Source organism: Nocardia blacklockiae, from assembly GCF_015477355.1.
Classification (GTDB): Bacteria; Actinomycetota; Actinomycetes; order Mycobacteriales; family Mycobacteriaceae; genus Nocardia; species Nocardia blacklockiae.
Genome location: NZ_JADLRJ010000009.1, coordinates 170,537 through 188,557, shown reverse-complemented (window position 1 = coordinate 188,557; position 18,021 = coordinate 170,537). Strand labels below are relative to the sequence as shown.

The window sequence follows — 18,021 nt, the reverse complement described above, 5'->3', positions numbered from 1 at the left end:
TGGGCGGGCCGCAGATTCGGGCGAGACAACGTACGCTCGCCGGGGTGGCGACTGGGGTGCCTGGGCATCAAACCGGCCCGACGCGGAGAGAAGACTGGCATCACATGACTTCGAGGACGCGGGGCGGGCGGCCTGACCGGTGAGCCCGCCCCGCGGCTCCGAGGGGACAGCCCGACCAACCCGACCGGGCCGTCCCCGTAAAGCACAACGCGGCTACCGGCGGCTGGAGGCCGTCGGTAGCCGGGCGTTATGCGGGGGTCATCGCTTGATCAGCGTGCGCAGGGCGGTGAGCGAGGCGCGGCGTTCGTAGGCGATCCAGGCGAAGATCGCGGTGAGCGCCAAGGGGAAGGGGGCCAATCCCGGGGTGTCGGCCAGGAAGGCGTTGAAGCCGGCGGCGAGGAAGGTGACGATCGCCAGGCCGATCGCGGCGGCCGCGGTCAGGCGGGGCACCATGAGTCCGATCCCGCCCGCGACCTCGGCGAGACCGATGAAGACCAGCAGCGCCAACGGGATCGAGAAGGCGGTGGCGTTGTTTTCCATCAGGGTCTGCGGGATGACGAGCTTCGGGCCGCCGGAGGCGATGACGAAGAACAGACCGAGCACGATCTGCAGGGTCCACAGGACCCGGTTGCGGATCTTGCCGGGGCGGACAGCGGCGGTGGTCTGGGTGGCGGTGATGGCGGTCATGTCTCGTTCCTTCTGGGTTGGTCGCGCCGGGTTGGTGGCGGATTCACCAGTACGGACGGAGGCGGTCCGGAAAACTCATCGCTGCCGTCGAAAGAAGTTTCATCGCGCCGGGCGAGACCGAGTGCGCGCATTGTGTTTCCGGCCAGAACTGCCCTCGAGTCAAAGCACTCTCACCGACCCGCCCGCAGAGTCCGATACATACACGATGCGAATCGTGGGGTAGGGCCGAACGAAACAGGTCAGGCCAGGTTGAAAACCTGGCCTGACCTGCGATTTCTGTGGAGCTAAGGGGACTCGAACCCCTGACCCCCACACTGCCAGTGTGGTGCGCTACCAGCTGCGCCATAGCCCCTTGTTCAGTTTTCGGCTGCCGGAGTGTTCCCCTGCGGCCTCAACGAAGTTACACCACGGCTGTTCACGGAACCAAATCGGCTGGACAGGAGGGGTGGTAGAACTGGTGTTCGAAGAGTAATCTCGAACACATGTTCGACAGCGGAGAGCTTCAGACGATGAGTGACGAGGGGCTGATCGATGCGCTGCGGCGGGCACACGGGGCGGCGGCGTTCGCGCAGGCGGCGGAGGTGGCGGCGGTGCGCGAGCTGTATCGGCGGCAGCGGGCGGCGGAGGTGGAGGGTGGGGAGTTCGCGGCTACCGAGGCGGCGGTGGCGGTGCAGATCTCCGAGCAGGTGGCGGCGGCGCTCATCGATATAGGGATGGCGCTGGATCGGCTGCCGCGGACGCGGGAGGCGTTCGCTTCGGGGCTGATCGATCTGGCGCGGGCCCAGGTCATCGCGGATAACGCGCGCGACCTACCGGCCGAGGTGCTGGAGGAGTTGGAGCAGAAGCTGATCGAGGCGGCGGCGCGGTCGACGCCGGCGCGGCTGCGGCAGACGGCGCGGCGATGGGTGGCCAAGCTGGATCCCGAGGGCGAGCAGCGCCGCCGCGAGCGTCGCGAGCACGACCGCGATGTTCGTATCACGGCGGTGCAGGACGGTATGGCGGTGTTCGACGGCCTACTGCCCGCGGCCGGCGCGCAGACCGTGGCGATGCGCCTGCGGGAGATGAGTCGGCAAGTGTGCGAGGAGGATTCGCGGAGCATGCCGCAGCGGCGGGCGGATGCGCTCGTCGCGCTCGCCGACGGGTCGGGGCGGCTCGCTTGCGAGTGCGGCCGAGGCAGCGAATGCCCGGCCACGCGGACCGCGGTCGCCGCGCCGCGCAGACCACTCATCCAAATCGGGGTGCCGGTGGACACGCTGCTGGGCGGCAACCATCCCGCGCTGCTGGCGGGCTACGGCCCGCTCGACGCCGAACTCGCCCGGCGCATCGCCGAGTACGCGCAGTTCGAGGTGATTCCGGAACGCCCCGACGATCCGACCACGACCGCGGAGTCGATGCGGGAGGAACCGTCGCCGTGGCTGGCGCGGGAGATTCGCGCGCTCGACGGCGGCTGCCGGTTCCCCGGATGCACGATGCCGGCGGCGGAATCCGAGGTCGCCCACCTCGAGCCGTTCGACATCGCCCATCCCGGCAGCGGCGGCGGCACGGTGATGGCGAACCTCGCCGTGCTGTGCGCCCGCCACGGCCGCCTGAAGTCGTTGGTGGACAACGGAACACTGCGGTGGCGATTACACCACCCCGACGTCGACCGGCTGCGCTGGACCAGCCCGGCGGGAGACGAGCAAACCACGGTCCGCGAGGGCGCCCGCTACCTGTTCCCGCGCCACGATGCCGAGGCCCCCGAGCTCGACTGGCCTTCTCCCACAGCCGTTCCGGAGCGGCCGCACCCGTCCGTCGTCGACCTGACCTACCCGATCGACCACCCCGTCGCCCACCGCCCGCTGTCGACCGTCGCGCCCGAGGACTTCCGCTGAACACCATCCACCGGGCGCACCCGGCCCGTCATCGACTCACGAGGACACGGCAAGTCATGGAACACCCGGACCGTCCTCCGGCCCCCACTGTCATCGACGTCGGCGTGGAACGCGAACGCATCGCCGCCCTGGAGGACATCCGCCGCCGGCTGGAGTCCGAACTCGACAAGGCCGAGGCCGGGTGCGCCTACGCCGCCATGGCGCATCAGCTACGCGACACGATCAACGCGATCGCCGACGCGCGCAACCGCATCTACGAGACGCTGCTCGGGGACGAGCCCGAGCAGTCCGACCCCGGTTAGTCCGCGCACGTCCGCAGCCTCCGCGGACGACCGGGGTCCCGGCCCGGGCGGATGGGGATCCCGCCCGGGCACGGTCCCTCCCACGAGATCACCGACTCATCCGGCGAGGTCGGCGACCCAGTTCTCGTTGTTGACGTCGATCTCCTCGGCGCCGTCGAGCACCGTGGGTGTCTGCACCTTGCCACCCAACGCGGACTTCATGGCCGTCAGTGCCGCGTCGGCATGATTGCGGGCCGAATCGATCCGCTGGCCCTTGGTGATGCACTGCAGCACCGCGTCGGGCGCGCCGGCTTCCTTCGCCACGGCCGCCAGCTGGTCGTTGCTCAGATCGCCGCCGTCCTCGCTCGGCTGCTTCGTGGTGAACAGCAGCTCGTGGAACTTCGAATACACCGGGCCGTCGCCGTCGTCGGCCACGCACTCGCTGGCCGCCACACCGCGCGACGAATAGTCCTTGGAGCCCGACTTCGAGTCCAGGAAGTTGACCAGCCGGTACCGCACCGCCAGCTTGCCCTCGTCGATCTTGTGCGCGATCTCCTGGCCGTAGAGGTGTTCGAGCGACCCGCAGGCCGGGCACAGCGGATCCTCGTAGATGTCGACCGTCTTGGCGGCATCGAGCTTGCCCAGCACGATCGCACCGTCGGAGTCCAGCAGCGCGTGCACGCCCGGATCGTGCACGGGTCCGTACCCGTCGTCGCGCACCTTCAGCGTGTTGTCGCTGTTCCACCGCACGACCAGCACCACGATCACCGCGATCACCACCAGCGCCACGGCGCCCAGCGCGTAACTGGTGCGGCTCGACATCGGTCGCGGCGTGTACTTCGTTCCGGAAGAGGAATTCACGGGTCTACTCTGCCAAAGCGGCTGCGCCCACCCGAATCGGACGCGGGTCGACACGTCGAAATGACCCATGTGCGTCACGGGAGGTCAGCGGGTGCCCTCCGCGGGGACCGCGTCCACGACGGCCGGCCGCCGCAATGGCTCGGGCACCGACGACCAGCCGGCGGCCGCCAGCACCAGCAGCGCACCGGTCACCGCCAACCCCCAGCCGAACGAAAGCCGTTGCGCGAGAGCGCCGACCACCACCGGCCCCAGCACGGTGCCGAGGTCGGCGGCCATCTGGAAGCCGGCCAGCACCGGCCCGCCGCGGCGATTCGGCCCGATGAGGTCGGCGACGGTGGCCTGCTGCGCCGGCGTGAACATGCCCGAACCGAGCCCTGCCACCACCGACGCCACCAGCAGCCACCCCAGATTCGGCGCGAGCCCCAGCCCGATCGTGCCCACCGCGCACACCAGCGTGCCGGTGACCAGGAAAGGCTTGCGCCCCAACCGATCCGACAACCTCCCCGAGGCGAACAGCACGGCCGCGTTACCGGCCGCGAACGCCGTCAACGCCACCCCTGCCGCCCCGCCGGACTCGCCCAGCACCTCGACAACCAGCAACGGCACCAGCGCCATCCGCACGCCGAACACCGCCGCCCCGTTCGCGAAGTTGGACCACAGCACGGCCCAGTAGGTGCGCTGCCGCAGCGCCTGACCGAAGGTCATGACCTGGATGTCGCCCGCGGTCTCGGGCGCGGCCAGTTCCGAGTCGCGCAGACTCCAGAACACCACACCGCTCGCCGCCAGCAGCGCCACCGCGTAGATCACGAACGGCATCCGTAGGCCGAGACCGGCCAGCGCCCCGCCGACCAGTGGCCCGCCGAGCGAGCCGAGCAGAAAGCTGGTCGACCACAACCCCGACACCCGGCCGCGCTCCCCGGCCGGGGACAACCGGATCACCAGCCCCAGCGACGAGACGGTGAACATGGTCGAGCCGATCCCGCCGAGCGCGCGCAGCACGATCAACTGCCAGTATCCCTGCGCAAGAGCGCACGCCCCGGTCGACAACGCCACGATCAGCAGTCCGCCGAGGTAGACCGACCGCTCCCCCAGACGCTGCACCAACCGCCCGCTGACCGGCGCGAACACCAGCCGCATCAGGGCGAACGCGCTGACGATCGCCGACGCCGCGGCCACGCCGACCCCGAAACTGCGGGCATACTGCGGCAGCACCGGCGCCACCAGCCCGAACCCGAGCGCGATGATGAACGCCGCGCCGATCAGCACCCAGATCTCGGCCGGTAGTCGCCCCGGCCGCCCGCCGCTCACCGCACCCGCCGTTCGTTCACGCACCACTTCAACCCGTTCCTGCGACCGTCGCTTCCCGACGGGCGGCCGGGGCGACTACCGGCCGCCCGTTCCGGCGACCGTCGCTTCCCGGCCGACGCCGATGAATTCGGCGCGCCCGCCCGGTCCTATCGAAGGACGGATCTCTTCGTGGAAGGACCATGCCATGTCTACACCCGCGGCCGGCACCCGGGAACAGTGGCGCAAGGCGTACGAAGCGCTGCGTGCCGAGGAGAAGGAACTCACCCGGCGCAGCGACGCGCTCGCCCGGCAGCGGCAGGAGCTGCCCTGGGTCCCGGTGACCAAGGAGTACCTGTTCGAGACGAACGCCGGGACCAAGACGCTGGCCGACCTGTTCGACGGACGTTCCCAGCTGATCATCCGGCACTTCATGCACGGCCCGAAGACCCCGGCGGGCTGCCCCGGCTGCACGTTCGAGACCGACAATCTCGTGGGCGCGGTGCCGCATCTGGCCCACCGCGACGTCACGTTCCTGCTGGCCTCCCGCTCCGCGCTGCCCGTCCTGAACGACTACAAGCGCCGCTTCGGCTGGGACATCGAGTGGGTTTCGCTGGGCGACAACGGTTTCAACGACGACTTCTTCGACATCATGCGCATCGACACACCGCGCCGGCCGGGCAACATGCTCGACGTCATGGAGTTGATGGCGCTGAGCTGCTTCGCGCTCGAGGACGGCGTCGTCTACCACACCTACTCGACCTACGACCGCGGCACGGACGCCCTCAACGCCACCTGGCAGCTGCTCGACCGCGCGCCCCGCGGCCGCGGCGACACCTTCGACGGCTGGCCCCGCAAACGCGACGAGTACTGAGCGGGCTCAGCCGAGCGCCCGCCCCACCACTTCCTCGGCGGCGGACTGCACCTGCGCCAGATGCTCGGGCCCCTCGAACGATTCGGCGTAGATCTTGTATTTGTCCTCGGTGCCGGACGGGCGCGCCGCGAACCAGGCGTTCTCCGTGGTCACCTTGACGCCGCCGAGGGCCGCGCCGTTGCCACGCGCCCGGGTCTGGATGCCGGTGATGGGCTCGCCCGCCACCTCGGTGGCGCTGATGTCGTCGGGCGTCAGCGCCGCCAGCCGCGACTTCTGCTCGGCGGTCGCGGCGGCGTCGATGCGGGCGTATGCCGGACTGCCGTAACGCTTCTCGAGTTCGGCGTAGCGCGCGGACGGACTCTGCCCCGTCACCGCGGTGATCTCGGCGGCCAGCAGCGCCAGCAGGATGCCGTCCTTGTCGGTGGACCAGACCGTGCCGTCCATCCGCAGGAACGACGCGCCCGCGCTCTCCTCGCCGCCGAAAGCCAGCGAGCCGCTGAACAATCCGGGCACGAACCACTTGAACCCGACCGGCACCTCGTGCACCTGGCGGCCCAGCACGCTGACCACCCGGTCGATCATCGAGGACGTGACCACCGTCTTGCCGATCTTGGTCAGGGCGTCCCACCCCATCCGGTTCGCGATCAGGTACTCGATCGCGACGGCGAGGAAGTGGTTCGGATTCATCAGTCCCGCATCGGGAGTGACCACGCCGTGCCGGTCGGCGTCGGCGTCGTTGCCGGTGGAGATGTCGTAGTCGTCGCGGATGGCGACCAGGGAGGCCATGGCGTAGCGCGAGGACGGATCCATGCGGATCTTGCCGTCGCTGTCGAGGGTCATGAACCGCCAGGTGGGGTCGACGAACGGGTTGACGACCTCGAGTTCGAGGTCGTAGCGCTGCCCGATCTCCTCCCAGTAGTCGACGCTGGCGCCGCCCATCGGATCGGCGCCCAGCCGAATTCCCGCGCCGCGGATCGCATCCAGATTCAGGACGCTGGGCAGGTCGGCGATGTAGTGGTCGAGAAAGTCGTAGCGTTCGACGCTGGTGTCCAGGGCGTGTTGCAGCGTGGTGCGCTTGACCCCGGCCAGGCCGCCGCGCAGCAGTTCGTTGGCGCGGTCGGCGATGGCGTCGGTGGCGACCGTGTCGGCCGGGCCGCCGTGCGGCGGGTTGTATTTGAAGCCGCCGTCGCGCGGCGGGTTGTGCGACGGGGTGACCACGATGCCGTCGGCCTGATGCCGGGTGCCGCCCCGATTGTGCCGCAGCACCGCGTGACTCAGCGCCGGCGTGGGCGTGTAGCGGCCGCGCGCGTCGACGATGGCGGTGACCTCGTTGGCCGCCAGCACCTCCAGCGCGGTGCTCCACGCCGGCTCGGACAGGGCGTGCGTGTCGCGGGCCAGGTACACCGGACCCGTGATGCCGCGGGTGGCGCGATATTCGACGATGGCCTGGGTGATGGCCAGGATGTGCGCCTCGTTGAACGCGCAGTCCAGGCTCGAGCCGCGATGCCCGGAGGTGCCGAACTGCACCAGCTGCGCCGGTTCGGACGGGTCGGGGATACGGCTGTAGTAGGCCGTGACGAGGTGCGGGAGGTCTTCCAGATCGGAGGCCCGCGCCGGTCGCCCGGCTCGATCATGGGCCATGCTCGGGCCTCCCTTCCGTATCGGCGCCGTCCGGCTGGGGCTGGTCATCACGATCATGGCCACCCCCGCTGCTTGTCCAGGAGGGATACCGTATCGAACGGCACCGACATCGAACGATCGGCCGGACGCCCGGCGCGTTGCCCGCGCACGACCATCACCTGCGTCATCGCCGGGCTCCGGAAGCCCACACCTGGACCGGCGACAAGGCGACGGTCCCGCTGTCGAACAGCTCCGCGTTGGCCGTGACGAAGCGGCGCAGCAGTTCGGCGTCGTCGACGATCATGACCATCACGGGCAGGTTCTCGGCCAGGTCCAGCATGCGGGTGGTGTGGATGCGCGAGGACACCCCGTAGCCCTCCACGCCGCGCCAGACGCTGGCTCCGGCGAGCCCGGCGTCCCGGGCGCGTCGCACGATCTCGTGATAGCGGGGGCGATGCTTCCAGTGGTCGTCCTCGCCGAGCAGCACGGTCAGCCGGGCCGCCGACCGCCACCTCGGATCGGGTTGCCAGGCATCGGCTTCCGTGACGATCTGGACCACCGGATCCGAAGGTGCCTCGCTCATCACTGCCCCCAATCGTCGTGCCGTCTCGTCGTCCGTCCCGTCGCGCCGACCCCGAGCACGACCTCACCCAGCGCAACCACCGGCCCCTGCGCCACCTCGCCGGCGCATCCGATTCGAGCAGTTTACGAACCTCGCCGGGGCGCACCGACAAGGGGTGAAACCACCCAGCACACCGCCACCGCGCGGCCGCCGCCACCTGCGCACCATCGGCCCGCCGACACCGGACACCGGCGCCGCCGCAAGCGCCCCGCGCCCGGCGGCGTTGGCCGCGAGAGTTGTCCAGCGTATCGGATTCGCTTGTGGCGGGCAAAGACTCGCCGCGTCGAACGGGTCGGCGATCGGCCGGTCGGCCGACCGCACCGGCGACTCCTCCCACCCGGGCGCCGGTTCGCGAATCCACCTGGTAGCCCTCCTGCCTGAGTCCGATACCTGTCGATCCATGCTAACCGCCAGCGATCCCGCAGCGATCGACGCGCGGCGACCCGCCCGGCCACCGGCGGATAATCCGCCACGCCGCCGACACGCGCGGCAGCACGACGACCGCGCTCGGCGCTTCGCATACCGACACGTCACCGAGGCCATTGCGTCGCGTGCGCCGCGTCCGATTCGACCGTGTCGCCGCGCGCACTCCGGCGCGCCGTCGCCTCCGGACCGGGACCGACTGCTGTAATAGCACCGCCCAACCCGCTTGCCGATTGTTTGCTAACCAGTGTTCGGCAGCCGACGTCGACCTCTTTGCGCGTGTGGCGCGGCCTGCCCCGGCAAGCGGGCCCGGACGCAATTCGGCTGCGACGCACACAAGCCCGGCACGCCCCGGCGGCCGACCCCGCCCGCCTCGGAGACCAGGAGCGATGATGGCGATTGTTCGGCTGCCACGCGGCATACGGCGACAACGATTCCCGCTACCGCACTCCGACCTCTCACGCACCCCGCGGCCGGGCGGCAGCTCGCGGGATCGGGACCTCCTGCCGCGATCCGGCCCCGCCGTCGCCCGGCGGGAGCAGAGTGGCGGCGTGCGCCACATCTTGCCGTTGCGGGGGCTTTCCGTGTTCCGTCGCGCGGCCGCGCTCGCCGCGTTGACAGCCGCGGTCGCGACCTCCCTGAGCGTCGCGCCCGCGCAGGCCGCCGTCTACCCGATCCCCGAACCGGACCCGTTCTACTGGGCCCCGCCGGACATCGGGGCGTATCAACCCGGCGACGTGGTGCGCAGTCGCACGGTGCCGGCGGCCGGGTTCCCGGGCGCGACGGCGTGGCAATTGGCTTATCGCTCCGCCGATTCCGCCGGGCGGCCCATCACGGCGGTAACGACGGTGCTCGTTCCCGGCGGCGGTGGGAATCGGCCGCTGGTCTCGTATCAGCCGTTCGTGAATTCCCTGGGCCTGCGGTGCGCGCCCTCGCACAGCCTGTTCGACGGCAGCCTGCGCGAGGCGCCGGCGCTGAATCTGCTGCTGGCGCGGGGCTGGGCGGTGGCCGTGCCGGATCATCTCGGTCCGACCAGCGCCTACGGTGCCGCGCGGCTCGGCGGGCGGCTGACCCTGGACGGGGTGCGCGCGGTGAAGCGCTTCGCGCCCGCCGGTTTGGCCGACAGTCCGGTCGGGCTGGCCGGCTATTCCGGCGGCGGCATGGCGACCGGATTCGCGGCCGCGCTCGCCCCCGAGTACGCGCCCGAACTGCCGATCGTCGGGACCGCCATGGGCGGGGTGCCGGTCAATATCGGCAAGCTGGCCCTCGACGTGGGCGCGGCCCCGAATCCGTTGTTCGGCTTGGGTTTCGCGGCCGCCAACGGATTGGAACGGGAGTACCCGGACGTGATGTCGCTGGACGAGCGGATGACTCCGGCCGGTATCGAATTGCGCGACCGGATCGCCAACGCCTGCACCGACGAGATCATCGGCGCGGCCGCCGGTCGCAGCTTCTCCGACTACCTCACCGGCGGCGTGGACGATGTGACCGCCGCGCAGATCGGCGTGCTGCACGAGAACAGCCTGGAGATCTTCACCGGCGTCCCGCGCACCCCGGTGTATCAGTGGCACGGCGGCGCGGACGTCGTGAACCCTTGGCTCGCACGCGATGTCGCGGGCCGGTACTGCGCCGCCGGCACGCCGGTGCAGTTCGACATCATCCCCGGAGCCGACCACACCGCCGCAATCGCCCCGGGCTCGGCGAACGCCTTCGGCTACCTGGCCGACCGCTTCGCCGGTCTCCCGGCACCCAGCAACTGCTGAACGTCACCGACACGAGAGCCAGCGCGCAGCGGGAGAACCGGCGTCCCGAGGCTTGCGCGACAACCCAAAGCCAGACAGCCGACTCCACACGGCACCGAAAAGCACTGTGCCCCAGCAGAACAGCTGGGGCACAGTGTATTCGGTTGGCACGCACCGGTACTCAGTGCACGATGACCGGCTCACCTTCGGCGGGAGCGGGAACCGTGTTCGGCATGACGATCGCCGCCAGCACGGCACCCACCACGAAGATCGCTGTCGCCCACCAGAAGCTGGTGGTGTAGCTCTCGATGGCCGACTGCGCCACGTCGAGCGGGTTGCTCGCCGACCGGGTGGACAGGTAGTCCGTGGCGGCCGAGGCGGCGATCGTGCTCAGCAGCGCGGTGCCGATCGAGCCGCCGACCTGCTGGCTGGTGTTGACCATGGCCGAGGCCACGCCCGCGTCGTCGTGGTGCACGCCCGCGGTCGAGCCCTGGAACGCCGTCGACATCGAACCACCCAGACCGATGCCCATCAGGATCAGCGCCGGGAGGATGTGCGTGGCGTACCCAGTGTCCAGGCCGATCTGCGTCAGCCAGCCCATGCCGACCGCGGCGATCAGGAAGCCGGCCGTCACGGTGACCTTCGGGCCGACCTTCGGCAGCAGCAGCGACGGCACGGTGGTCGACGAGGCGACCATGCCCGCCACCATCGGCAGGAACGCCACACCGGTCACGATCGGCGAGTAGTTCAGCGTCAGCTGCATGTAATAGGTCAGGAACAGGAAGATCGCGAACATCCCGATGCCCATGACGAACACGGTCATGTAGGCCCCGCCGCGGGTGCGGTCGAGCACGATGCGCAGCGGCAGCAGCGGGTGCGCGACCCGGGTCTCCAGCCACGCGAACACCGCCAGCAGCGCGGCGCCGCCAAGCAGGAACGCCAGCGTGACGCCGTTGGACCAGCCGTGCGACTCGGCGTGCGAGAAGCCGTACACAATGCCGAACAGCGCGGCGGTGACGACGGCGGTGCCGGGGATGTCCAGCTTGGGCCGCTCGGTGGTCACGTGCTTGGCCAGCAGCAGCACCGCGCCGACCAGCGCGACCGCGGCGAAGATCAGGTTCACGTACATCACCCAGCGCCACGACGCCCACTCGGTGAGCGCGCCGCCGAGCAGCAGGCCGAGCGCACCGCCGGTACCCGCGACGGCGCCGAAGATGCCGAAGGCCTTGGCGCGCTCCGCAGGATGGGTGAAGGTCACCGTCAGCAGCGACAGCGCCGCGGGAGCCAGCAGCGCGCCGAACACGCCCTGTGCCACGCGCGCCGCCACCAGCATCTCGAAGCCGTTGGCCGCGCCGCCGACCGCCGAGGCGACGGCGAATCCGACCAGGCCGACGATGAAGGTGTTGCGCCGCCCGAACAGGTCGCTCAATCGACCGCCGAGCAGCAGCAGGCTGCCGAAGGCCAGCGCGTAGCCGGTGACGACCCACTGCCGGTCACCATTGGAGAATCCGAGGTCGCGCTGCGCCTCGGGCAGCGCGATGTTCACGACGGTCGCGTCGAGCACGACCATCAACTGGGCGACGCCGAGAACGGCGAGCACCCACCAGCGCAGTGCGTGCGAGCCGCGACGGCCCGCATTCGGCGATCGTGTCGCCGCATCCTTTTCCAGGTCGATCGCGGTAGTCATGGGTCCCCTTCGGCCGGTGACTTATGCGGAGGGCGCTCCTCCGCTTGGTTGCAAAGCTACCACCATAACGGAGAGAACGCCTCCACTTAATCCCGATGCTTGATAGCATGAAGGTGTGAATCGCACCACCACCATGCCCGCACCTCGGCGTCTGCGCGCCGACGCCGCCCGCAACCAGCAGCGGATCGTCGAGGCCGCCCGCAGACTGTTCGCCGAGCGCGGCCTGGAGGTCACCCTGGACGACGTGGCCGAGGCGGCCGGCGTCGGCGTGGGCACGGTGTACCGGCGCTTCGCGAACAAGCAGGAACTGATCATCGAGGTCTTCGAGCAGACCGTCGCGGCCATGGCCGAGGCGACCGAGCGGGCCAACCGGAACCCGGACCTGTGGTCCGGCGTGGTGGAGCTGTTCGAGTGGGCCTGTGAGCATTTCGCCGGCAATCGCGGATTCAGCGAGGTGATGCTCGAATTGCCGGACGCGATGGAGCGTTTCGAGTCCGTCCGGGAGCGGATCAAGCCGCAGATCGCGCGGCTGGTCGACCGCGCGCACGCGGCGGGTGTGCTGCGCCCGGGCATCGAGGCCTCGGACTTCTTCGCGGTCATCAACATGGTCGAGTCGATCGCCGCCTTCGCCAAGCCGGTGAACGATCAGGTCTGGCGGCGCTATCTCGCCATCGCCCTGGACGGCATGCGCGCCGACTCGGTGCCGCGCCAGCCGCTGACCGTGCCGCCGCTGGGCGACGACGAGGTGGACCAGGCGAAATCCGAGACCTTCGCCTGCCGCCGCCGCTGAGTTCGGAAATCCGCATCGGGTAGCGCCCGTCACACTCGATGCCCTAAAGTTGGTCACATGACCAACTCCTCGTGGGTGAACTGGGCCGGGGACCAGCAGTGCGCACCGGCGACGTTCGCCGCGCCCGGCTCCCTCGAGGACGTGGCGGAACTGCTCGCGCGCGCCGAGGACGAGGATCGGACCGTGCGCGTGGCGGGGGCGGGCCACTCCTTCACCGAGGCGGTGCTCACCGACGGCACCCTGCTGAGCCTGTCGCGGCTGAACCGGATCCTGCACGTGGACCGCGCGGCCGGACTGGTCCGGGTGGAGGCCGGGGCTACGCTCAACGCGGTGAGCGAGGCGCTGCATCCGCTCGGCCTGGCCTTCCCGAACCTGGGCGACATCGACGTGCAGACCATCGCCGGCGCCACCGCGACCGCCACCCACGGCACCGGGGCGACGCTGCAGAACCTTTCCGCCGCACTGCGTTCGGTGGAATTGATGCTCGCCGACGGCAGCCGGGTGGAACTCGACGAGCGCACCGATCCCGACGGGTGGCGGGCGGCGCGGGTGCACGTCGGCGCGCTCGGCATCGTCACCGCCGTCACCCTCGAGCTGGTGCCGTCGTTCGTCCTGGAGGGCGTGGAGCGGCCCGTGCCCGTGGCCGACGTGCTCGCCGATCTCGACGAATACGTCGACGGCAACGAGCATTTCGAGTTCTACATGTTCGCGCACAGCCCGCTGGCCATGACCAAGCGCAACAACCGGGTGGAGTTGCCCGAGCAGCCGCGCGGCAAGGCGGTGGACTGGTTCGCCGACATCCTCGTGTCGAATCACACCTTCGACGCCCTGGCCCGGCTGTGCCGCCTACGGCCGCAGCTTATTCCGTGGATCCAGCGCGGGGCCGCCTACGCCGGGAGTTACCGCCGCCAGGTGGACCGGTCCTATCGAGTGTTCGCCTCGCCCAGGCTGATTCGGTTCACCGAGATGGAATACGCCATTCCGCGTGAGCATTCGGTGGCGGCGATTCGCGAGATCAAGGAGCTGTCACAGCGTTTCGACACCCCGATGCCGATCGAGGTGCGCTGGGTGGCTCCCGACGACGCGTTCCTGTCCCCGGCGGGCGGGCGCGACACCTGCTATATCGCCGTGCACCAGTACCGGGGGATGGCCTACGAGCCGTATTTCCGTGCGTGCGAAGCGGTTTTCGACAAGTACGGCGGGCGGCCGCACTGGGGCAAGCGGCACTTCCAGACGGCGCGGACCTTGCGCGAGCGGTACCCGGACTGGGACCGCTTCCAGGAGGTGCGCCGCCGCCTCGACCCGAAGGGCCGATTCACCAACGCCTACGTCGAACGGGTGCTCGGGCCGGTCGGCTGACGCGATCGAGTCCCGCGCCCGGCGAAGCGCAGTTCCATTGCGACCGAGACGTTCTCGGTCTCCAGCGCCTGCCGGAGCCGGGGCACCGCGTGGTCGAGCACGCGGGCGCGCAGCGCACCGATATCGGCGTCGGGCTCGGCGGTCACCACCAGGAACAGCTCCGGTGATCGCGCCGGGCCGGACAACCAGGCGACGGCCGAGCGCACTCCCGGACAGCTCCGCAGATCGTCCGCCACGGGCCGGGTCACGGCCGCGGCGTGCAGGTCGATGCGATCGTCGGACTCGGCCGGGCGCGCCCGCCAGCGCACGACCGGCGGCACCCGGGTGACCTGAGCCGTAGCCCAGCGCAAGCAGATCAGGCCCAGCACGCCCGCCACCGCCACGATCACCCACAGCAGCCACGTCGGCGGCCGGGACCGGCCGGACAGCACCGGCGAACCCGCATCGAACCCACCCAGCAGATCGACATGCGCCACCAGCACAACGCCACCAACCCCTAGCAACACCACCCCTACCAACCCCAAGCCCACGCGGTTCACCACAGCAGGCGGCCGTCGCCGAATCCCCTCACCACGCCCCGCACCCCGCCGCGCTTCGACCCCCTCGAGCCGTCCACCGCCAGCAAGAACCGTGCGCCCGCCCGCCCTCATAGCAACCTCCCGGTGATGACCATGTGGCCGCCCGTGTTCACCGCAGTCGCCCGGCGAGAACCATTCGCCCGCAACGCGTTCACGGCAGTTCCCTGGCGAAGACCATTCGCCCGCACCGCCTTCATCGCAGGCTCCCGGTAGCTCGCAGGCGGGCCGAAACACGCGGCGGGCGCTGCGGGCCGATGCAGGCCACGCGCTCGTCGACCGCTGCTCGCACGGTCTCCGCGAGGTCGGCGCGATGCGCTCGTGGCGCGCGGACGGTGATGCGAACTGCCTTGCGGCGCAGACGGACCCGCGCCGAGTGCACACCGTCGACCGACTGCGCCGCGTCGCGCAGGGCGGCGCGCAGGCCGCGGCGGACGACGCCGGCGGTGAGCACGTCGTCGGAGTCCAGGGGCAGCACGACCGCGCGTCCCGGCAGGACCGCCAGGCCGAGGAGCACGATGCCCGCCAGCAACGCGGCGGCACCGAAGACGGCCACCCAGCCGTCGGCCCAGGTGGTTTCTCGCAGGCGCTCCGTGACGGCGTCGTAGGACACCGGACCCGTTGCGCCGGTGAGGTATCGGACGAGCGACAGCACGACGACCACGCAGCCCGCCGACAGCGTCAGCGCCAGCACCGCCGCCGGTACGGCCCGGTTCGGCCGCCGCTTCACCGCCCCGTCTCCGGTAGTTCGGCGACATCGATCTCCAAGCGCCGCACCGGCATTCCCGTGCGTTCGCGCACCCGGCGCAGCACGTGCGCCCGGCAGACGGTGGCCACCTGCCAGATCGGCATCGGGTAGTGGATCGGCAGCCGCAGCGACAGCACCGCCGCCCCGCGCACGAGTTTGGCGTGCGCCTGCACGTCGTGCGCGACGCCGGTGATCTCCCGCGCCGCCTCGATCACCACCCGCCGCACGGCCGCGGCATCCACCTCCGCGGCGGGCACGGGCGGCGCCGTGGCGGGCTCGATCGCGGTCACCGTGCTCGTCATGCCATCCTCCAGGTTCGGTGTGGAACAGCTCGCTTCCCCCGGTGATAGCGCAACACTAACTGCTGGTTCGCCGGGAATGCCGGTGTACGCGCCGGGCAGTCCCGCAACAGGCATCCCACCCCGCGCCGTAGCGCATTTGAACAGCGGATTTCGATTGACACCGCCGACCGGAAGTGGGCAGGATTAGGACCGCGATCGTTTTCTGAACGATTGCTGCCTGGAAAAGGTTGCCGCGCCCACACCGGGCCCGGCAGCGCAGTACGGCACGACGGACGAGCCGCGCTCGTCCTCTCTCGCAAGTTCGGACGTGAGACCTACCGACCACGGAGGTTCGGATGTCTGATCGCTCCACCGGCCGAAAACCCGGCCAGGTTTCCGGCAGGAACAAGAAGGCCATGAAGGACCGGGACCGTCGCGACCGCGACGTCGACGGCATGACCGACGACATGGACCGCGACATGGACCGGACGGATTCGGCCCGCAAGCGCGACGGCGACCGCATGGGCGCCGGAATGAAGCGCGACGCCGACCGCACGGGCGCGGGTATGAAGCGCGACGCCCGCGCCGCACGGGACGACATGCAGGAGGCCGCGCGCCGGGCGAAGGAGAAGCTCGGCAGGTAGGAGCTCGACGGCATCGGCTCGCGACGGACGTCGCGAGCCGATGCGCGATTACCGGGTCCGCGCGAGCCGTCCGCGATCGGCCAGGCGCAATTCCATTGTCACAGGCACGATCTCGACCTCCAGCGCCTCCCGCAGCCGGGCCACGGCGTGCTCGAGAATGCGTCGGCGCAGCGCCGCCAGGTCGGCGTCCGGCTCGGCCGTGACGACGAGATGAAGTTCCGGCGCGCCCGACGGTCCCGACAGTCGCGCGGTGACCGAACGCACCTGCGGATAGCCCTCGATATCGGCCACCACCGGTTCGGCCGCGATCCCGGAATCGAGCACGGTGGTGCCCGCGGCGTCGGTGTCGCCGATCCGCCAGCTCGTCCACCGCGGCAGGCGGGTGGTCTGCGCGGCCAGCCACCGCAACAGGACGAGGCCGAGCAGCACGGCCCCCGCCGCGATCCCGATCAGCACACCGAGGGGCGGAGCCGCGGTCCCCGGGACGAGCGTGCCGTTCTGATCGGCCCAGCTCAGCCGCCCGGTCCAGGCGACGATGAGATACCCGCCCGCGGCCGCCAGCGCCACGCCGAGCAGCGCGAGCAGGGTGCGGTTCAGCCGAGCCGGACGGTTGACCGTGCTCATCGGGCTCCTCCTGTCTCGAGCCGGCGCACCCGGGTGGTGACCGTGTGCGGCTCCCGGGGTCCCACCAGAGCCAGGCGGCGGTCGATCGCCGCGCGCGTGGTGGCGTCGATGTCCGACGCGGTCCGGTGGGTGCGGGCCTTGACCCGAACCTTCTTGCGGCCCAGCCGGACTCGCGCCGCTTCCAGTCCGTCGACCGCATCGGTCGCGTCCTCGAGCGCGGCACGCAGGCTGCGCCGGGCGATGCCGGCGTCCACACCGTCCTCGGACGCGAGCGGCACCACCACCGCGCGGCCGGGCCACAGTGCCACGGCGAGCAGCAGCAGTCCCACCACCACCGCCGCGATGCCGACGCCGAGCACCCAGCCGCTGCCCCACGTGGTGTCGTGCAGCCGGGTGGTCACGCTGTGATAGGACACGAGTTCCTTTGTGCCGCTGATCTTCTGGATCGTCGACACGGCGACGAGCACGCAGAGCACGAGCAGCGCCAGCGCCACCGCGACGGCGGGGACGACGCGGCGCGGGCGGCGCTTCACCGGACCCGCCCGTGCTCGGCAGCGGTCGGCAGCGCCGACACCTCGATGTCGACGCGCGGCACCGCCAGCCCGGACAGCTCCCGGGTGCGTTCGATCAGGTGCGCCCGGCAGGCATCGGTGACCCGGCCGACCGGCAGCGGATAGCGGACGGGCAGCCGCACCCGCAGCACCGCCGTGTCCCCGGCCACCCGGGCGATCACCTGCACGTCGGGTTCCACCCCGGCCACCTCGCGGGCGGCCCTGGTCGCGATGCGCCGCACCGCCCGCTCACCCACCACGGTGACGCCGCGCAGTTCGGCGGCGGGCGGCTCCGCGGCGGCGGCCGTCATCGGCGGCTCCGATCCTGCGCCGACCGCACCAGTCCGGCGAGGTCCACGTCGCCGTCGAGCCAGCGGCCGATCAACAGGCCCAGTCCGCCGAAGATCAACACGACGAAGAAGGCGCCGAAGCCGCCGAAGGCCGCGGCGAAGCCGAGTGCCAACCCGCAGACGAGGCAGATCGTGGTGGCGCTCATG

General features: G+C 70.7%; 20 protein-coding genes and 1 tRNA gene. 7 read left to right on the top strand and 14 right to left on the bottom strand.

Translation table 11 applies throughout. The annotated features are described in order from the left end of the window. Positions 1 to 258 precede the first annotated feature (258 nt). Positions 259 to 687, bottom strand: coding sequence for a DoxX family protein (locus tag IU476_RS25750; RefSeq protein ID WP_195104244.1), 429 nt, complete (start codon positions 685 to 687; stop codon positions 259 to 261). Positions 688 to 966: 279 nt separating this feature from the next. Next, positions 967 to 1,039, bottom strand: a tRNA-Ala gene (locus tag IU476_RS25745). 157 nt (positions 1,040 to 1,196) lie between these two features. Here IU476_RS25745 and IU476_RS25740 point away from each other — a divergent pair. Beyond that, positions 1,197 to 2,558 (top strand): HNH endonuclease signature motif containing protein, encoded by a 1,362-nt coding sequence (locus tag IU476_RS25740; RefSeq protein WP_195104243.1) that lies wholly within the window; start codon positions 1,197 to 1,199, stop codon positions 2,556 to 2,558. Between the two features lie 56 nt (positions 2,559 to 2,614). Beyond that, positions 2,615 to 2,860 (top strand): hypothetical protein, encoded by a 246-nt coding sequence (locus IU476_RS25735; RefSeq protein ID WP_195104242.1) that lies wholly within the window; start codon positions 2,615 to 2,617, stop codon positions 2,858 to 2,860. Between the two features lie 96 nt (positions 2,861 to 2,956). On the opposite strand, the gene IU476_RS25730 is transcribed toward IU476_RS25735, so the two are convergent. Then, on the bottom strand, positions 2,957 to 3,700 hold the full coding sequence (locus IU476_RS25730) for a DsbA family protein (RefSeq protein WP_324194308.1): 744 nt from the start codon (positions 3,698 to 3,700) through the stop codon (positions 2,957 to 2,959). An 84-nt stretch (positions 3,701 to 3,784) separates the two neighbouring features. Next, entirely contained in the window at positions 3,785 to 5,032 is a 1,248-nt protein-coding gene (locus IU476_RS25725; protein WP_324194307.1) for an MFS transporter, read from the bottom strand. Between the two features lie 160 nt (positions 5,033 to 5,192). On the opposite strand from IU476_RS25725, the gene IU476_RS25720 reads away from it, so the two are divergent. Beyond that, the gene (locus tag IU476_RS25720) at positions 5,193 to 5,858 is read left to right on the top strand and encodes a DUF899 domain-containing protein (protein WP_195104241.1); all 666 of its coding nucleotides are present in this window, start codon (positions 5,193 to 5,195) and stop codon (positions 5,856 to 5,858) included. Positions 5,859 to 5,864: 6 nt separating this feature from the next. Here the strand turns inward: IU476_RS25720 and pgm are convergent, their stop codons facing one another. Further along, positions 5,865 to 7,499 carry a phosphoglucomutase (alpha-D-glucose-1,6-bisphosphate-dependent) gene (gene pgm, locus IU476_RS25715; RefSeq protein ID WP_195104240.1) on the bottom strand — a complete coding sequence of 545 codons (1,635 nt, stop codon included), beginning with the start codon at positions 7,497 to 7,499 and terminating at the stop codon, positions 5,865 to 5,867. Between the two features lie 163 nt (positions 7,500 to 7,662). Continuing rightward, entirely contained in the window at positions 7,663 to 8,061 is a 399-nt protein-coding gene (locus IU476_RS25710) for a DUF190 domain-containing protein (protein WP_195104239.1), read from the bottom strand. Positions 8,062 to 9,074: 1,013 nt separating this feature from the next. Here IU476_RS25710 and IU476_RS25705 point away from each other — a divergent pair. Next, positions 9,075 to 10,286, top strand: a complete 1,212-nt coding sequence (locus tag IU476_RS25705) for a lipase family protein (RefSeq protein WP_324194305.1) — start codon at positions 9,075 to 9,077, stop codon at positions 10,284 to 10,286. 160 nt (positions 10,287 to 10,446) lie between these two features. On the opposite strand, the gene IU476_RS25700 is transcribed toward IU476_RS25705, so the two are convergent. Continuing rightward, complete coding sequence (locus IU476_RS25700) at positions 10,447 to 11,952, bottom strand: MFS transporter (protein WP_195104234.1); 1,506 nt, start codon at positions 11,950 to 11,952, stop codon at positions 10,447 to 10,449. Positions 11,953 to 12,067: 115 nt separating this feature from the next. Here IU476_RS25700 and IU476_RS25695 point away from each other — a divergent pair, with 115 nt between their 5' ends. Then, positions 12,068 to 12,742 carry a TetR/AcrR family transcriptional regulator gene (locus IU476_RS25695; protein WP_324194304.1) on the top strand — a complete coding sequence of 225 codons (675 nt, stop codon included), beginning with the start codon at positions 12,068 to 12,070 and terminating at the stop codon, positions 12,740 to 12,742. A gap of 57 nt (positions 12,743 to 12,799) precedes the next feature. Continuing rightward, the gene (locus IU476_RS25690) at positions 12,800 to 14,101 is read left to right on the top strand and encodes a D-arabinono-1,4-lactone oxidase (protein ID WP_195104232.1); all 1,302 of its coding nucleotides are present in this window, start codon (positions 12,800 to 12,802) and stop codon (positions 14,099 to 14,101) included. Here IU476_RS25690 and IU476_RS25685 read toward each other — a convergent pair. The 3 genes from IU476_RS25685 to IU476_RS25675 form a co-directional block, all read right to left on the bottom strand. Next, positions 14,068 to 14,583 carry an alkaline shock response membrane anchor protein AmaP gene (locus tag IU476_RS25685; protein ID WP_324194303.1) on the bottom strand — a complete coding sequence of 172 codons (516 nt, stop codon included), beginning with the start codon at positions 14,581 to 14,583 and terminating at the stop codon, positions 14,068 to 14,070. The genes IU476_RS25690 and IU476_RS25685 overlap by 34 nt on opposite strands. A 289-nt stretch (positions 14,584 to 14,872) precedes the next feature. Further along, entirely contained in the window at positions 14,873 to 15,406 is a 534-nt protein-coding gene (locus tag IU476_RS25680) for a DUF6286 domain-containing protein (RefSeq protein ID WP_195104230.1), read from the bottom strand. Beyond that, complete coding sequence (locus IU476_RS25675; RefSeq protein ID WP_195104228.1) at positions 15,403 to 15,726, bottom strand: Asp23/Gls24 family envelope stress response protein; 324 nt, start codon at positions 15,724 to 15,726, stop codon at positions 15,403 to 15,405. Before IU476_RS25675 ends, IU476_RS25680 begins: the two co-directional genes overlap by 4 nt. A gap of 335 nt (positions 15,727 to 16,061) precedes the next feature. Between IU476_RS25675 and IU476_RS25670 the strand changes: the two genes are divergently transcribed. Then, complete coding sequence (locus IU476_RS25670) at positions 16,062 to 16,349, top strand: hypothetical protein (protein WP_195104226.1); 288 nt, start codon at positions 16,062 to 16,064, stop codon at positions 16,347 to 16,349. 48 nt (positions 16,350 to 16,397) lie between these two features. Here the strand turns inward: IU476_RS25670 and IU476_RS25665 are convergent, their stop codons facing one another. From IU476_RS25665 to IU476_RS25650, 4 genes are read right to left on the bottom strand one after another with little or no spacing between them, the layout of a single operon-like run. Continuing rightward, positions 16,398 to 16,973: an alkaline shock response membrane anchor protein AmaP gene (locus IU476_RS25665; RefSeq protein ID WP_195104224.1), complete on the bottom strand. Its 576-nt coding sequence runs from the start codon at positions 16,971 to 16,973 to the stop codon at positions 16,398 to 16,400. Next, positions 16,970 to 17,506, bottom strand: a complete 537-nt coding sequence (locus tag IU476_RS25660) for a DUF6286 domain-containing protein (RefSeq protein WP_195104223.1) — start codon at positions 17,504 to 17,506, stop codon at positions 16,970 to 16,972. The genes IU476_RS25665 and IU476_RS25660 overlap by 4 nt, the downstream gene beginning before the upstream one ends. Continuing rightward, a complete protein-coding gene (locus IU476_RS25655) occupies positions 17,503 to 17,835 on the bottom strand; it encodes an Asp23/Gls24 family envelope stress response protein (protein WP_195104222.1) in 333 nt (110 codons plus the stop codon). Before IU476_RS25655 ends, IU476_RS25660 begins: the two co-directional genes overlap by 4 nt. Beyond that, entirely contained in the window at positions 17,832 to 18,020 is a 189-nt protein-coding gene (locus tag IU476_RS25650) for a hypothetical protein (RefSeq protein ID WP_195104221.1), read from the bottom strand. Before IU476_RS25650 ends, IU476_RS25655 begins: the two co-directional genes overlap by 4 nt. Between the last annotated feature and the right edge of the window lies 1 nt (position 18,021).